We start from the raw sequence: 14,406 nt of genomic DNA, 5'->3' as shown, positions 1-14,406 counted from the left end.
GCCAGGGCGAATCGCCATAATGCGGCGATGCCGTCGTCCTGCGTATGTCCGCCCGAATCCACGCTCGCCATTCATGGCGCCGGCGGCGGCGGCTGGGAATGGGCGATCTGGCAGCGCGTCTGGCGTGCACACGCAGCGACCCTGTACGCGCCCGACCTGCAGCCGCTGGCAGCGGGACTCGGCGCAACCCTGCTCGATGATTACCTCGCACAGATGCGTGCGGCGGCCTCAGGGCTGTCGCGGCCGGTGATTGTCGGCGCCAGCCTGGGCGGACTGATCGCCCTGGCCATCGCCCGCCAAGTGCAAGCCCGTGGGCTGGTATTGGTCAATCCCCTGCCGCCGGCCGGCATCGCACCGCGGCCAGGCCGGCGGGTCGATACAGCAGGCATCATTCCCTGGGCCAGCCGGCGTCGCCTGGCCAGCAGCCAGCGCAGCCTGCCCGATGCGGATGACGCGGCCGTGCTCTACGCGTTCCGGCACTGGCGCGACGAGTCAGCGGCAGTGCTGGACCAGGCCGTGACAGGGCTGAATGTCGAACTGCCGGATTGCCGCATCCTGGTCATCGCCAGCAGCGCCGACGGTGACGTACCCACCGAGTCCAGTCGCAACCTGGCGGCTGCCTGCGCGGCGCAGCTGTGGATCTTGCCCGGCGTCAGTCATACCGGTCCTTTGCTGGGCCGCGACGCGGCGGCCCTGGCTCGGCGCGTGCTGGGCTGGACACAGGCCGAAACATTCCATACATCGCCGTCACAAGTTCCCCTGCAAACTGAATGAACGCCACGTAACTGCTGGAATTAACTAGGAATTCATCCCGTCGCCCCTACCTTGTGAGACATACGAACGGGCATGGTGCCCGGAGCAGGAGGCGGTATGAAGAACATTCCTCTCACTTTGGCCCTGGTGGCTGGCGTGGCGCTTTCCGGTCCGGCCCTTGCCCGTCGCGGCGACGACTACGGTCGTTATGACACGCGCTATGACTGGGCAACCGTGGTCGACGTCGATCCCATCATCGAACGTTCGCGTCGCCCGGTAAGCCGCGAAGTCTGTTACGACCAGCCGGTCGAGCGCTATGAGCCGGGCTATACGGCCCGCCGCAATCACACCGGCGCCACCGTGCTCGGTGCGGTCATCGGCGGTGCCCTGGGCAACCAGGTCGGCAAGGGCGACGGGCGCAAGGCCGCCACCATTGCCGGTGCAGTGATCGGCGGCGCGGTCGGCAACAACACCTCGCAGCGTCGTGGCGACTACTACGAAACCAGCGGCGGCTATACCACCGACTACGAAACCCGCTGCCGTGAACAGACCGCCTGGCGCGGCAACGACGAGATCGTCGGCTACCAGGTCACCTACCGTTATCGTGGCGACGTTTTCCACACCACGATGGATCATCACCCGGGCAATCGCCTGCGCGTCCGGGTTGACCGCGGCGTAACGCCGGCGGAATAAGGCGGCCAGCGGCTTGAAGCGCCGCGCCGTTCGCTCAACGTAAGAGCGCAGACACACCGGCACCAGGATGGTGCCGGATCGGGACGACGGGCACCTTCGGGTGCCCGTGGTTTTTCTGCGTCGGCTCAGCTGAAGCGAACCCTACCGTCCCGCAGCGCGCTAACCCTTTCGTAATCTCTGCCCGACAGCCCCTGGCTACACTGCGCGCTCCCCCCATTGCCTGATTGCATGAGCGCCGATCCGCAGCTCAACCGGCCTGAGCCACCGCGTGCCCCGCCGATCGATCCGGCGCGTGTGGCCGCGCGCGTATTGCCGATGCGCCGCGCCATGCTGCACGAATTGCGCTGGCGTGCGCCGGATGTGAACTGGCGCCGCGTGGCCGTGGCGATTCTCGTCGCGATCCTGGCCCATCTGCTGCTGATCTGGCTGGTGCGCGATGCGATGCGGGCCAAGCCCTTTGTGGAAAACCGGCGCGATGTGATCCAGGTCAGCCTGATCGAAGTGGCGCCGCCGCAGGATCTGCCGGCAGCGGTGCATGAGCTGCCGCCGCTGTCGGTCAGTTCGCCCCAGGGCGGCACGGCGCGCAATGCACCGGCGCCGTTGCGGCGCGAACGCGGCCAGCGCCCGGTAGCGGCGCCGGCTGCGGCGGCGGAAGGTGTCGATGCCATCGTCGCCACGCCCAGCGCACCCAGCCTGTACAACGCCGATGGCAGCCTGCGCCTGGCGCCGGCGCCGCAGGAGCCGGCACAGCCGCGGGCACCGATCGAGCAGGGCAAGCTGGCGGCGCAGGAACTGCTCAAGCGCGGCCACAACGTGGTGCGCTGCAAGTCGACGCGCTTCGCCCGTGCCTACGCGCCGGACGAAAGCCTGGGCGAAACCGCGGCGCGCAAATATGGACGTTATGTAGGTCTATACAATCCGGCAACGGCCAAGAAGGCCGCCGAGCGGGCGATGGAAACGCAGGAGTCCTGCGACTGGCAGGATTGAGCCGGCAAGCGCGGCGGACCCGGATGCCGCGCCGCCGCGCCGCTCAACATTCGATGACGTTGACCGCCAGCCCGCCGCGGCTGGTTTCCTTGTACTTGTCCTGCATGTCCTTGCCGGTATCGCGCATGGTCTTGATCACCTTGTCCAGCGACACGCGGTGCTTGCCGTCGCCGCGAAGGGCCATGCGCGAGGCATTGATCGCCTTGACCGCCCCCATGGCGTTGCGCTCGATACAGGGAATCTGCACCAGGCCGCCGATCGGATCGCAGGTCAGGCCGAGGTTGTGTTCCATGCCGATCTCGGCGGCATTCTCGACTTGGTAGATGCTGCCGCCGAGTGCTGCGGTCAGCCCGCCGGCAGCCATGGAACAGGCCACGCCGACTTCGCCCTGGCAGCCCACTTCGGCACCGGAGATCGAGGCGTTTTCCTTGTACAGGATGCCGATGGCGCCGGCGGTGAGCAGGAAATCGATGATCCTGTCTTCGCTCGCACTCGGGCAGAAGCGGTCGAAATAATGCAGCACCGCGGGAACGATGCCGGCGGCGCCATTGGTCGGTGCGGTCACGACACGGCCGCCGGCGGCGTTCTCTTCGTTCACCGCCAGGGCGTAGAGATTGACCCAGTCCAGGATGGTGAGCGGGTCTTTCAGCGCTGCCTCGGGCCGTGCCAGCAGTTCCGCCTGCATGTTCGGCGCGCGCCGGACCACCTTGAGCCCACCGGGCAGCACGCCCGATTCGCGAATGCCGCGGGCGACGCAGGCCTGCATGGCCTTCCAGATGGTGAGCAGGCCGCTGCGGATGTCCGCTTCGCTGCGCCAGGACAGTTCGTTCGCCAGCACCACTTCGGCGATGGTCTTGCCCGATTCGGCGCATTGCTGCAGCAGTTCGTCGCCGCTGTGGTAGGGATAGGGCAGGGGCGTGGTATCGGGCACGATGCGGTCTTCCGCCGCTTCGTCATGGTTGACCACGAAGCCGCCGCCGACCGAGTAGTAGTCGCGCGTGGCCAGTTCTTCCTCGTTGCTGCCGTAGGCGGTGAAGCGCATGCCGTTGGTGTGATACGGCAGCTTCTGGCGCTTGTTGAAAACCAGGTCGCGTTTTTCGTCGAAATCGATTTCGTGCTTGCCCAGCAGGCGGATGCGCTTGCTGTTGCGGATGCGCTCGACCGCGCCCTCGATGATGTCCGGGTTGATGCGGTCGGGCCATTCACCTTCGAAGCCGCACAGCACGGCCTTGTCGGTGCCGTGGCCGCGGCCGGTATGGGCGAGCGAGCCGAACAGCTCGCCGCGGATGCGTGCGACGCGGTCGAGCAGGCCGCGTTCCTCCAGCCAGTGGCTGACGAAGCGCGCTCCTGCGCGCATCGGGCCGACCGTGTGCGAGGAAGACGGACCGATGCCGATCTTGAAGATGTCGAATACGCTGACGCCCATGAAAAACGATTCCGGCGGTGGCTAGGCCGACTATTCTAGCCGTCCTGGCCCGGTGGACCTCATGACAATGCGACTTGTACTTTTCCAGCGCGACGAGTGCCATTTATGCGATCTCGCGCTGGAGGTGCTGGCCCAGGCGCGCGCGCCCGATTTCGCCAGCGTCTGGATCGACTTTGACAACACCTTGGAAGCCCTCTACGGCGAACGCGTGCCGGTACTGCGCGACGACGATACGCGGCGCGAGCTGGACTGGCCGTTCGATGCACAACGGGTGAGTGCCTGGCTGGCCGGCGACTAGACTGCGGAGGGGTCGGGCTCGAACGCCGCGCCGCGAAACGTGCGTACGGGGTTGCCGCGGTCGATGTCGTAATGCGCCTGGCGCCGGTCGGCGCGCTGGCCGGCGGCGGCAGCGTCGGCGCGTTCGGCCAGACGTTGCTGGATCAGCGCCAGGGCCAGGCGCTTGTTGGCGTGCTGGCTGCGTTCGCTCTGCACCTTCACGCTGAGGCCGCTGGCCAGATGGGTTGCGCGTATCGCGCTGGCGGTCTTGTTGACGTGCTGGCCACCCGGCCCTGAAGAACGCAAGGCTTCGAAACGCACGTCGTCGCCCGCAGCCAGCGTGGCGGGCACAAACCGGCGGCCACCGAAAAACCAGTTCTTGCGCCGGTGTTGCGGCCGGTACGGGCTGGCGCAGATCCACAGCAGCGAACCGCTCCAGCGCTGCGCCAGCGCAGCGGCGGCAGCACCGTCGAGGGCCAGCAGCAGCGATTGCCAGGTGCCGGGTTCCGCGCCGGCCTCGGCCTCGAGCAGGTCGACCTGCAGGCCCAGCGCCTCGGCTTCGCGTTGCAGCAAGGTCCAGGCCTTGGCTACGGCCAGCGCGCACTCGGCCGGTCCCTGCGCCGCGGACAACTGCAGCAGTTGCATCAGCGGGCCGGCCCGGCGCGCAGGCGGGCGAGAATTTCGTCGCGCGCTTCGCGCAGGATGGAATCGCGATCCAGCTGCGCGACGATGTCCTGTACCGCGCGCTTGGGTCCCGATTCGCCCCAGGATTTACCCGCCACCAGATAGCGCTCGGCGGCGCGGCCGACCACCAGCGTCGCATACCAGGCCAGTGCGCCCTGGGCGCCTGCAGTCAGCACGGTCGACAGGCCGGCGCTGGCAACCTTCAGTGCCGAGGCGACCAGGTGCACACCCCAGATCGCACCCATCAGCGCAATCAGCTGGGCACAGATGGTGGCGATCAGCTGGCCGGCTTCGCGCCGGGTCAGCGGCATGCCGTATACCTTTCCCAAATGCATGACCAGCGCCGCGTCCAGCGCGGCGGCAGCGAGCAGGTCGGCCACCGGCACGGGATTCAGCGCCACCGCCACGCCTTTGCCCAGGCAGTAGTGGCGGATAACGCGATCGGCGACGTCGCGGCGTGCCTCGGCCACGCGCTGGGCCACCTGGTCGGACAGGCGTCCGGCAAACAGGCCGGCATTCAGCGCCGACAGGGTCTTGCCCTCGCGCGCGCAGATTGCCAGCAGGCGTTCGCGCAGTTCGGCCACGTCGGCCGGACGCGGCTGCTGGCGTTCGCGCTCCACGCCCTGGGCGTCGACCTCGATCAGGCGCAACGGCGCCGGGCTGGCGGCGCAGGCGAGTACGTTGTCTGCCGGCAGCAGGCCGGCGGCGTGCTGGCGCAGCCGCGTCAGCAGGCGTTCGCGTTCGGCCTCGTCGTAGCGGTCGGCTTTGTTCAATACCAGCAGCAGCGGCCGCTCGGTGCGCGCCAGTGTGGCCAGCGCATCGCGTTCCACTTGCGTCATGTCGCCGTCGACGACGAACAGCACCAGGTCGCTGATCTCGGCTACTTCGAAAGCCAGGCGTTCGCGCGATTCGCCGTCGAGTTCATTGATGCCGGGCGTATCGATCAGGTGCAGTCCGGCGCCGCCGGCTTCGGTCCAGCGCTGCTGGTTGGCGCTGACTGTGGTGCCATGCAGTACGCCGGTCTCGAATGCGCTCTGGCCGAGCAGGGCATTGCCCAGTGCCGATTTGCCCACCGACACGCGGCCGAATACGGCCACGTGCAATTCATCGCGGGCGAGCTTGGCCAGCAGCGATTCGATGCGTGCGAATTCCTCGCCGAGTTCGCGCCGCACCGAATCGGGAATGCTCGGATCGTCCAGCAGCTGGCGCAGTGCATCGCTGGCCTGGTCAACCGGCGTGGGCGGCGCAGTGGCCGCCGCATCGCCGCGCCACCACTGGCCCAGAGAATCGATCCAGCCGCCGAGCGACTTCATGCGCGAATGGCCGGCGCGGCGTCGATTACTTCAGGACCAGATGCGAGGTGACCGTGACGTCGGCTCCGATGGTCGAGGTATCGGCGTAGTCGTCGGTGCCCACGTCGAAATCCAGCCGCTTCAGCGTGGCCTGTACGTCCAGCGTGCCGCCGTCGCCGGCGGGCTTGAAGTCGAGCTTGAGCTGCACCGGCCTGGTCTTGTCGCGGATGGTCAGGTTGCCGTCGGCTGTCAGTGCGCCGCCGCTTTCCTTTACCGCGGTGCTGACGAAGTGCGCCTTGGGAAACTTGGCGAAATCGAAGAACTTCGAGCCTTTCAGTTCGCTGTCGTAGTCGGCATTGCCGGTTGTGATGCTGGTCACGTCGATGTCGACTTCGAGCTTGGCCGCGGCCAGGTCGGCCTTGTCCAGGCTGATCTTTGCGCTGAAACGCGGGAACTTGCCGCTGAATTTCTCGCCTTGGTAGTTGCCGGAAAAGCCCAGCGTGCTGGAAGGATCGACGGTGTAATCCTTGGCCTGGGCAGCGCCGGCAAGGCAAAGCAGCAAAGCGAGGGCGAGACGCATGGGTTCAATCTCCATCGGTGGCAGGGGAATCGGGAACGCCGGCGGGCACTGGCCCCGGTGGCGGCATTGCCGGTGCGGCGACGCTCGCCACAGTGGGGGCGGCCTGGCGCCGGCGCAACAGCGGCAACATGCGGACCAGGGTTTCGTCCTTTTCCACGAAATGATGCAGCAGCGCACCGCCGATATGGCCCAGCAGCAACAGTACCAGTACGTAGAAGCCCCATTCGTGGATGGCATGGGCGATTGCTTTCAGGGCAGGGTCGGCACCGCCGCTGAGGCTGGGCAGGTTGAAGCTCCAGAACCACTGCAGCGGATAGCCGGATGCGGAGTTGTACAGCCAGCCCGACAAGGGCAGCGCCAGCATCAGCAGATACAGCAGCGCGTGCGTCGCATGCGCGGCATAGGCCTGCCAGGCCGGCATGGGCACATCGCGCGGGCGGCGGTCGAACAGGCGCCAGGACAGGCGCAGCAGGGCCAGTGCGAGCACGGTCAGGCCGACAGATTTGTGGATGGCGTATATCTTTATTTTCTGCAGCGAATTCGGCTGGTCGGCCATCCACAGGCCGACGATGCCGAGCACGATGATGAGTATCGCCATCAGCCAGTGGAAGGTGCGCGCGGCGGCGCCCCAGCGGGTGTCATCGCTTTTCAGTGCCATCGTTGCCATCCTGGTCGGGCGCAGGGGTAGTAGGTAGTGAATCCGTGGATTGTGGATCAGTGGACACTGCAGCAGCCGGCGCCAGCGCATCGGGGTCGGCGTCGCGGTCGCGCACGGCGGCGACTTCCAGGCGTAGCTGTACTTCGTCGCCGACCACGCTCAGCACCTTGTCCATGCCGAAGTCGCTGCGTTTCAGCGTCGCCGTGGCGGAAAAACCCGCGGTGCGCTTGAACGAATACGGATCGTTGCCGAGCTTGTTCAGGCGGAAGGCGATGTCCAGCGGCCGGGTCTGGCCGTGCAGGGTCAGTTCGCCGCGGATTACGCCGCTGTCGCCTGCGCGCTTTTCCACCGACAGGCTGCGGTAGTGCGCCAGTGGCCAGCGCTTGCTGTCGAGAAAGCGCCAGGAGCGGATAGTTTCTTCCCACTTCGCGTCGCCGAGCAGGATGCTGGCGCTGTCGATATCGACGGCGAGCTTTGCCGTGCTCCAGTCGTTGTCGTCGAAGCGCAGCGCGCCGGTGCGGATCTTGAACAGGCCCAGGCTCTGGTTGAAGGCCTGGTGATCGATGCTGAACTGGATCTGCGTATGCACCGGGTCCAGGCGCCAGGATGTTTCGCCAGCGCGCAGCGGCAGCACGAACAGCAGCAGCGACAATGGCAGCAGGCGCAGGGACATGCGGCCTAGCTTGGCAGAAGCGGGCAGGCGACAGAAGCCGAACCGGCTGAACGGACTTTTGTCGCCATCGCGCACAATCGCTGTGGCACTTAGGCCTCGCTGCCGTTGTCGCGGCGCAGGCTTTGCAAGGCCAGTTGAGCCACATGCGTCAGCCGCTCGCGTGCCTGCTCCGTCAGCAGGCGCTGCAGCGTGGCCTGCGCCTGGTCCTGGTCGAAGCGGTGCTGGTCGAGCAAGGTCTGGCTGACGGCGCGGCCCAGGCTGTCGAAGATCAGGCCGTACGCGATCGCATGCAGTACGCCGCCGCCCAGCGTGCCCAGGCCGGGAAACGCCTTCAGCGCATTGCCGGCGATGGCGAGGATGACGGAACTGGTGGTGCGCAAGGTCAGCGTGGCCTGGCGCAGGAACGCATCCAGGTCGAGCTGCTTGATCGGTACCTGGTGCAGCGTAGCCAGTTCGCGCAACAGCGACGTGGCCAGCGCGCCCTGGATCAGCAGGTCGGTACCTGGCGCCACTGCCGCCAGCGCACCGACGATGGCGCGGCGTGTATAGCGCTCGACGATGGCGCGGGATTCGCGTTCCAGCATGCCGCGCTCGGCGGAGCCGAGCTGCTCGTCCAGATGACCGAGGACGGCGCTGGCGCGGGCCTGTTCCAGCTGCTGCGGGCTGGCGGCCAGGCAGGCGAGCAAGCCTTCGCGCAGTGCCACGGTATCTGGCGTGGCCTGGCGCGTGAGCGTTTCCTCGCGGCCGTCGGACAGCCGGCGCAGCACGGTTTCGCTGCCGCCGGCACGTACGCCGACGATGCGGTCTACCGTGCCGGCGTAACGGCGCTGCAGCGTGGCCAGCAGTTCGTGGCGCTCGGCGTCGCTCCACTGGTCGGTCTTGTTGAGGGCCAGCAGCAGCGGCTTGCCGTAGCCGCGCAGCCATTTCAGCTCGGCATCCTGGGCGCGGGTCAGATCGCCGCTGGCGACGTAGATCACCGCATGTGCGCGCAGGGCTTCGTCGCGTGCCAGCTGCTCGCGCTCGCGCGCACCGATTTCCTGCGTTCCGGGCACGTCGGCCAGTACCAGCCTGCGCTGGCCCAGCTCGCCGCGGTGATGGCTGACCTGGGTGGTAGTACCGCCGAGCACATCGACATCGACCGGGGCCTGCGGCGCCAGCGCGCGCACCAGGCTGGACTTGCCCGCGCTGATTTCGCCGAATACCGCGATGTAATAGTCCTCGGCCGCGGCGCGGCGGTCGAGCTCTTCCAGTTCGGCCTGGAAGCGCGCGGTTTCCGCTTCCCGCGACTGCAGCCGCTCGATGCGTTTCTCTATGCCGGCGCGGTCGGCCACGACGACCGGACGCGGCGGCCGCGCGCGGGGATGCAGCAAACGCCAGACCAGCCAGGCGCTGGCACCGAGGAAGGCCGCGGCCAGCGCGATCAGGCCCAGGCGCAGCACCAGCGGCAGTCCGGCCAGTTCACGCCACAGCTCCAGCGCGCTGCGCGTGGCGCCCAGCGCCAGCCAGAGCAGACCCAGGCTGGCCAGGCCGACGCAAAGCGCCAGCAGCAGGCGTAGATGACGAGTATCGGGCGTAGTCATGCGGCCGATGCTAGCAGGCCGCCGCTGGCGCACGGGTTGCCAGGCCGTACAGTCAGGTACGCAACAAGTGCACTTTGCGCGGGGCGGTGCCGGCTTCTGGCATGATCGGGGCCGGCGCGGCGCCGCCACGGGCGGATCACGCTGCAATCGAACGGGAAGCCTGTCGTGCGGGGACGATTCCGCCTCGCCGGTGAGTTGCTGCCACGCTTTCGCGAGGAAAGGCAATGAAGTTGCGCTGGCTGTTGCCATGGCTGCTGGGCAGTGCGGTTGCGCAGGCGGCCGAGCTGGCGGACACGCCGATGTTCCGCCGTCATGGCGTGGACGACGGCCTGCCTTCGTCCATCGTCTATAAGCTGGCCGAAGACCGCGACGGCTTTATCTGGGTCGGCACTCAGGACGGCCTGGCGCGCTACGACGGCATCGCCTTCCGCGTCTGGCGCAACCTGCCGGAGGACGCGGCCTCGATCGGGGGCAACGAAGTTTCGGCGCTGTACGTGGACAAGGCCAATCGGATCTGGGCGGGCGGCGAGGGCAGCGGCCTGAATATGCTCGACGCCGGACGGCAGAAGTTCCGCCGCTATCGGCACGATCCGCAGGACGCCGCCAGCCTTGCCGCCGACGATGTCTGGGCGATTGCCGAGGACGCTGCCGGCGCGATCTGGGTAGGCACGTATTCGGGTGGACTGGATCGCCTGCGCGCCGATGGCAGTGGCTTCGACCATCTGCGCAGCGCGCAGGGCTCGGGCCTGCCGTCAGATACGGTGCTCAGCCTGCTCGGCCGTCCCGACGGCAGCCTCTGGGTCGGCACCGAGCTGGGCCTGGCGCGGCGCCTGCCGGATGGAAAAGTGGACACGGTCGCATTGGCGCAAACGCCGCCGCAGGTGCTGGCCTTGTGTGCCGACGGTGTCGATGTGTTGGCCACGACCTCGGCCGGGCTGTACCGCATCGACGCGGCGCTGGCGGTGACGCGGCTGGACCCGCAGGCACCGCCGCGCATGCTGTATGCCTCGGTGCGCGATCGCCGCGGCGAGCTGTGGCTGGCCACGCGCCAGGGCGCGGCGCGGCGCGGCAGCGACGGCAGCGAGACGGTCTATCGTGCCCAGCCCAGTCTGGCTGGCGGTCTGCCAGGCGAGGCCGTATTCGACCTGCTGGCCGATCGCGAAGGCGGCGTATGGTTTGCCACCATCGACGGCGGCGTGGCCTATCTGCCGCCGACCTGGCCGTTGTTTGCGCAGTGGCGCGAACTGCCCGGTGTGGCGGAAAGCCTGTCGCCGGGCCGCATCCAGGCGGCGGCGCTGGGCAGTGGCGATACCGTCTGGAGCGTCGGCATGGCCGGCACGGTCGACAGGCTGGATCTGCACAGCGGCGCGGTAGAGCGCTGGGGCGCGCGCACGGTCGGCACCGAGAAGCGCCAGCGATCGGTGCTGCAGGACAGTCGCGGCCGGCTTTGGCTGGGTCAGCACCGCGGCGTGCGCGTGGTTGACCTGCATTCGGGTGAGACGCGCGATATTGCCGCCGACCCCAAGGCCGCGCAGACCCTGCCGGCCGGGCCGGTCGACCTGTTGCTGGAGCAGTCCGATGCGGTCTGGGCCAGCGCCCGCGGCGCCGGCGTCGCGCGCATCGACGCGGCTACGCTGCTGCCGACGCGCTTCCTGCCGGAAGTCAGCGGCTTGCGCGACGCCGATGTGGAACAGATGCGCGCCGCCCCCGACGGTTCGGTCTGGGTATCGCATGTGCGCGGCATCGACCGCTTCGTCGCCGACGCCGGCCGTTTCGAGCTGGTGCCGGGCCTGCCGCAAGTGCGCATCCACGCGTTCGCGTTTTCGCCTGACGGCAGCGTCTGGCTGCATCGCTTCGGCGTGCTGGAACACTTTGTTCGCAATGCCGAGAGTTACCAATTGCGCGAACAGATCGGCGCCGCGCAGGGCTGGCCGGCGCTGGATGCCGGCAGCATGGTGCTCGACGCGCAGCAGCGCCTGTGGATTGGTACGCCGCGCGGGCTTTACCAGGTCGATACGCGCACCGCCCGGGTGCGCCGCTTCGGCGCCGAGGCGGGCCTGCTCAATTCCGAGCTGATTGACCGCAGCCTGCAGCTGCGTGGCGACGGCGTGGCCCTGGCCGTGACCACGGCAGGTATCGTTGCTTTCGATACGCGCGCCGGCGAACCGCCGCTGCCGCCGGCCCCCTTGTTGCTGACCGGTGTCGGTGTACATCGCGGCGGCGAGGAATTTCGTTTCGATCCGGCGGCGCCGGCGAACCTGGCCTGGAACGATCGCGACCTGCGCGTAGAAGCACGGGCCTTGTCCTATGCGGCGCCGAACCGCTACGAATTCCTGCTGCAGGGACTGGACAGCGACTGGACTGCCGGCAGCGCCGACGGCCGGCGCGAACTGGCCCAACTGCGCGCCGGCAGCTACCGCCTGCATGTGCGCGCATTTACCGGTCTGGACGGCAGGGTGGAACTGGCCGCGCCGCTGCAGCTCACGGTAGCTGCGCCACCCTGGGCGCGGCCCTGGGCGTATGCCCTGTACTTGCTTGCGCTGCTGCTGCTGGCCTGGCTGATTGCGCGGGCTTGGCGCCGGCGCGTCACGCGCGAGCACGCCCTGGCGCTGTCATCGCAGCGGCGCGAGCTGGCTGAGCAGGCCAGCCTGGCCAAGACCCGCTTCCTCGCCCATATGGGACATGAAATCCGCACGCCGATGACTGGCTTGCTCGGCATGGCCGAACTGCTGCAGCGCACCCCGCTCGACCCGCGCCAGGAAAGCTACGTCAACGGCATACGCACCTCGGGCGAGCACATGCTGCGCCTGGTCAATGACTCGCTCGACCTGGCCCGGGTCGAAGCCGGCCGCCTGAGCCTGGAGCAGGAAAGTTTCGATCCGCAGCACGTACTGCGCGACGTGGCCGATGTCGGCCATGCGCTGGCAGCGCGCAAAGGACTGGGTTTTCTCGTGCGCCTGCCGGTACAGCCGCCGGTGCCGCTGTGCGGCGATGCGCAGCGGCTGCGCCAGATACTGTTGAACCTTGTAAACAACGCAATAAAGTTCACCGATGTCGGCGGCGTCACCCTGGAGCTGTCTCAGGCTGGGCCGGGTGAGCAGTGCTTCCGCGTCAGCGATACCGGTCCGGGCATGGATACGGCGATGCAGTCGCGCCTGTTCCAGCAGTACAGCCAGGACGAGATCGGCCGCCGTGCCGGCGGCAGCGGCCTGGGCCTGGCTATCTCGCAGGAGCTGGCCCAGCTGATGGGCGGCCGCATCGTCGTGGAAAGCGCGCCGGGCCGCGGCAGCATTTTCACGGTGCAGCTGCATTTGCCGGCGGCTGCGGCCGAGCCAGCGCCGACGCCAGTGGCGACGGTGGCCGCGCTGGACGTGGTGCTGGTCGAGGACGACGCGGCGGTCGCACGCGTGGTGAAGGAACTACTGGAATCGCTGGGCCACCAGGTACGCCACGCCAGCCAGGCCCTGGCGGCGCTGGCGGAAGTTTCCGCGCGCCGGCCGCAACTGGTCGTACTGGATCTGGATCTGCCCGATGTCGACGGCTTCCAGCTGGCGCGGCTGTTGCGCGCGCAGGAGCTGGGCAATGTCAGCCGCCTGCGCCTGGTGGCGCTGAGCGCGCGCGGTGACGGCGAGGCGGAAGCGCTGGCGCGGGACGCGGGGATCGACGGCTTCCTGCGCAAGCCGGCAACCCGGGCGATGCTGGCTGCCGCCTTCGGCGACGCCAGCGGCCGAGTGGCTTAGCGAGGCGCCTGTTCGCGCCGCGACAGTTCGTGCACCGCATCGACCAGCGCGCCGACATGCTCGGGCTTCACATCGGGTGTGATGCCGTGGCCGAGGTTAAACACATGGCCGGGGGCGTTGCCGTGGCTGGCGAGTACGCGGCCGACTTCGCGCCGTATCGCCTCGGGCGAAGCGTGCAGGGCCGCCGGATCGAGATTGCCTTGCAGGGCGACATGCGGGCCGACCAGCGTGCGGGCACTGGACAGGTCGATGGTCCAGTCCACGCCCAGGCCGTTGCAGCCCGTGGCGGCGAGAGCCGGCAGATGGCCGTTGGCACCCTTGGAGAACAGGATCAGCGGCACGTCCCGCGTGGCGGCGTTTTCTTTCAGCGCGGACGTGATCTGGGCCAGGTAGTGCAGCGAGAATTCCCGGTACTGCGCCGGGGCGAGCATGCCGCCCCAGGTGTCGAACACCATCAGCGCCTGCGCACCGGCGGCGGCCTGCGCGCTCAGGTAGCTGGCTACCGAACGCGCCAGGGTATCGAGCAGGCGATGCATCAGTGCCGGTTCGTTCCACAGCATGGCCTTGGCCAGCGGGAAATTCGACGAGCCCTCGCCTTGCACCATGTAACAGGCCAGTGTCCACGGGCTGCCGGAGAAACCGATCAGCGGCACGCGCCCGTCGAGCTCGCGCCGGATCGTGCGTACCGCATCCATCACGTAGCGCAGTTCGCCTTCCGGATCGGGTACGCCCAGGCGTTCGATATCGGCGGCGCTGCGAAGCGGTGCGCGGAATTTCGGCCCTTCGCCTTCGGCGAAATGCAGGCCCAGGCCCATCGCGTCGGGAATGGTCAGTATGTCGGAAAACAGGATCGCCGCGTCCAGCGCAAAGCGCCGCAGCGGTTGCAGGGTGACTTCGCAGGCCAGATCCGGATTCATGCACAAGGCCATGAAGTTGCCGGCCTGGGCGCGGGTGGCGCGGTACTCGGGCAGGTAGCGGCCGGCCTGGCGCATCAGCCACACCGGCGTGCAGTCCACCGGTTCGCAGCGCAGGGCGCGCAGGAATCTATCGTTGCTCATTGGGTA

12 protein-coding genes and 1 pseudogene are annotated in these 14,406 nt (G+C 68.1%); 5 read left to right on the top strand and 8 right to left on the bottom strand.

Going from position 1 to position 14,406, the window contains the following annotated elements; genetic code table 11:
* The first annotated feature begins 27 nt into the window (after positions 1-27).
* The 3 genes from DFR29_RS16670 (at position 28) to DFR29_RS16660 (ending at position 2,433) form a co-directional block, all read left to right on the top strand.
* Complete coding sequence (locus DFR29_RS16670; protein ID WP_133819743.1) at positions 28-774, top strand: alpha/beta hydrolase; 747 nt, start codon at positions 28-30, stop codon at positions 772-774.
* Positions 775-870: 96 nt separating this feature from the next.
* The gene (locus DFR29_RS16665) at positions 871-1,446 is read left to right on the top strand and encodes a glycine zipper 2TM domain-containing protein (protein WP_133819742.1); all 576 of its coding nucleotides are present in this window, start codon (positions 871-873) and stop codon (positions 1,444-1,446) included.
* A gap of 228 nt (positions 1,447-1,674) precedes the next feature.
* The gene (locus tag DFR29_RS16660) at positions 1,675-2,433 is read left to right on the top strand and encodes a hypothetical protein (protein WP_133819741.1); all 759 of its coding nucleotides are present in this window, start codon (positions 1,675-1,677) and stop codon (positions 2,431-2,433) included.
* A 43-nt stretch (positions 2,434-2,476) separates the two neighbouring features.
* Here DFR29_RS16660 and DFR29_RS16655 read toward each other — a convergent pair whose 3' ends face one another.
* Positions 2,477-3,859, bottom strand: coding sequence for an L-serine ammonia-lyase (locus tag DFR29_RS16655; RefSeq protein ID WP_133819740.1), 1,383 nt, complete (start codon positions 3,857-3,859; stop codon positions 2,477-2,479).
* A gap of 67 nt (positions 3,860-3,926) precedes the next feature.
* On the opposite strand from DFR29_RS16655, the gene DFR29_RS16650 reads away from it, so the two are divergent.
* Entirely contained in the window at positions 3,927-4,157 is a 231-nt protein-coding gene (locus DFR29_RS16650) for a glutaredoxin family protein (RefSeq protein ID WP_133819846.1), read from the top strand.
* Here the strand turns inward: DFR29_RS16650 and prfH are convergent.
* The 6 genes and pseudogenes from prfH to DFR29_RS16620 form a co-directional block, all read right to left on the bottom strand.
* Positions 4,154-4,780 (bottom strand): peptide chain release factor H, encoded by a 627-nt coding sequence (gene prfH, locus DFR29_RS16645; protein WP_133819739.1) that lies wholly within the window; start codon positions 4,778-4,780, stop codon positions 4,154-4,156. The genes DFR29_RS16650 and prfH overlap by 4 nt on opposite strands.
* Positions 4,780-6,132, bottom strand: a complete 1,353-nt coding sequence (locus DFR29_RS16640) for a GTP-binding protein (RefSeq protein ID WP_133819738.1) — start codon at positions 6,130-6,132, stop codon at positions 4,780-4,782. The genes prfH and DFR29_RS16640 overlap by 1 nt, the downstream gene beginning before the upstream one ends.
* 25 nt (positions 6,133-6,157) lie before the next feature.
* On the bottom strand, positions 6,158-6,691 hold the full coding sequence (locus tag DFR29_RS16635; RefSeq protein ID WP_133819737.1) for a YceI family protein: 534 nt from the start codon (positions 6,689-6,691) through the stop codon (positions 6,158-6,160).
* Positions 6,692-6,812: 121 nt separating this feature from the next.
* A pseudogene (locus tag DFR29_RS16630) lies at positions 6,813-7,349 on the bottom strand (cytochrome b); the annotation flags it as partial.
* Positions 7,330-8,022 (bottom strand): YceI family protein, encoded by a 693-nt coding sequence (locus DFR29_RS16625; RefSeq protein WP_133819735.1) that lies wholly within the window; start codon positions 8,020-8,022, stop codon positions 7,330-7,332. The pseudogene DFR29_RS16630 and the gene DFR29_RS16625, both read right to left, overlap by 20 nt.
* A gap of 89 nt (positions 8,023-8,111) precedes the next feature.
* Complete coding sequence (locus tag DFR29_RS16620) at positions 8,112-9,602, bottom strand: GTPase (RefSeq protein ID WP_133819734.1); 1,491 nt, start codon at positions 9,600-9,602, stop codon at positions 8,112-8,114.
* A 224-nt stretch (positions 9,603-9,826) separates the two neighbouring features.
* Between DFR29_RS16620 and DFR29_RS16615 the strand changes: the two genes are divergently transcribed.
* Positions 9,827-13,342 (top strand): hybrid sensor histidine kinase/response regulator, encoded by a 3,516-nt coding sequence (locus DFR29_RS16615; protein ID WP_133819733.1) that lies wholly within the window; start codon positions 9,827-9,829, stop codon positions 13,340-13,342.
* Here the strand turns inward: DFR29_RS16615 and hemE are convergent.
* Positions 13,339-14,400, bottom strand: coding sequence for a uroporphyrinogen decarboxylase (hemE, locus tag DFR29_RS16610; protein ID WP_133819732.1), 1,062 nt, complete (start codon positions 14,398-14,400; stop codon positions 13,339-13,341). The two genes, DFR29_RS16615 and hemE, sit on opposite strands and share 4 nt — an antisense overlap.
* Positions 14,401-14,406 lie beyond the last annotated feature (6 nt).

Origin of the sequence: Tahibacter aquaticus, from assembly GCF_004363655.1 — a bacterium.
In the GTDB taxonomy this organism is placed as follows: Bacteria; Pseudomonadota; Gammaproteobacteria; order Xanthomonadales; family Rhodanobacteraceae; genus Tahibacter; species Tahibacter aquaticus.
Note: the sequence above shows the minus strand (reverse complement) of the source record. Positions and strands in the feature narration are given on the sequence as shown.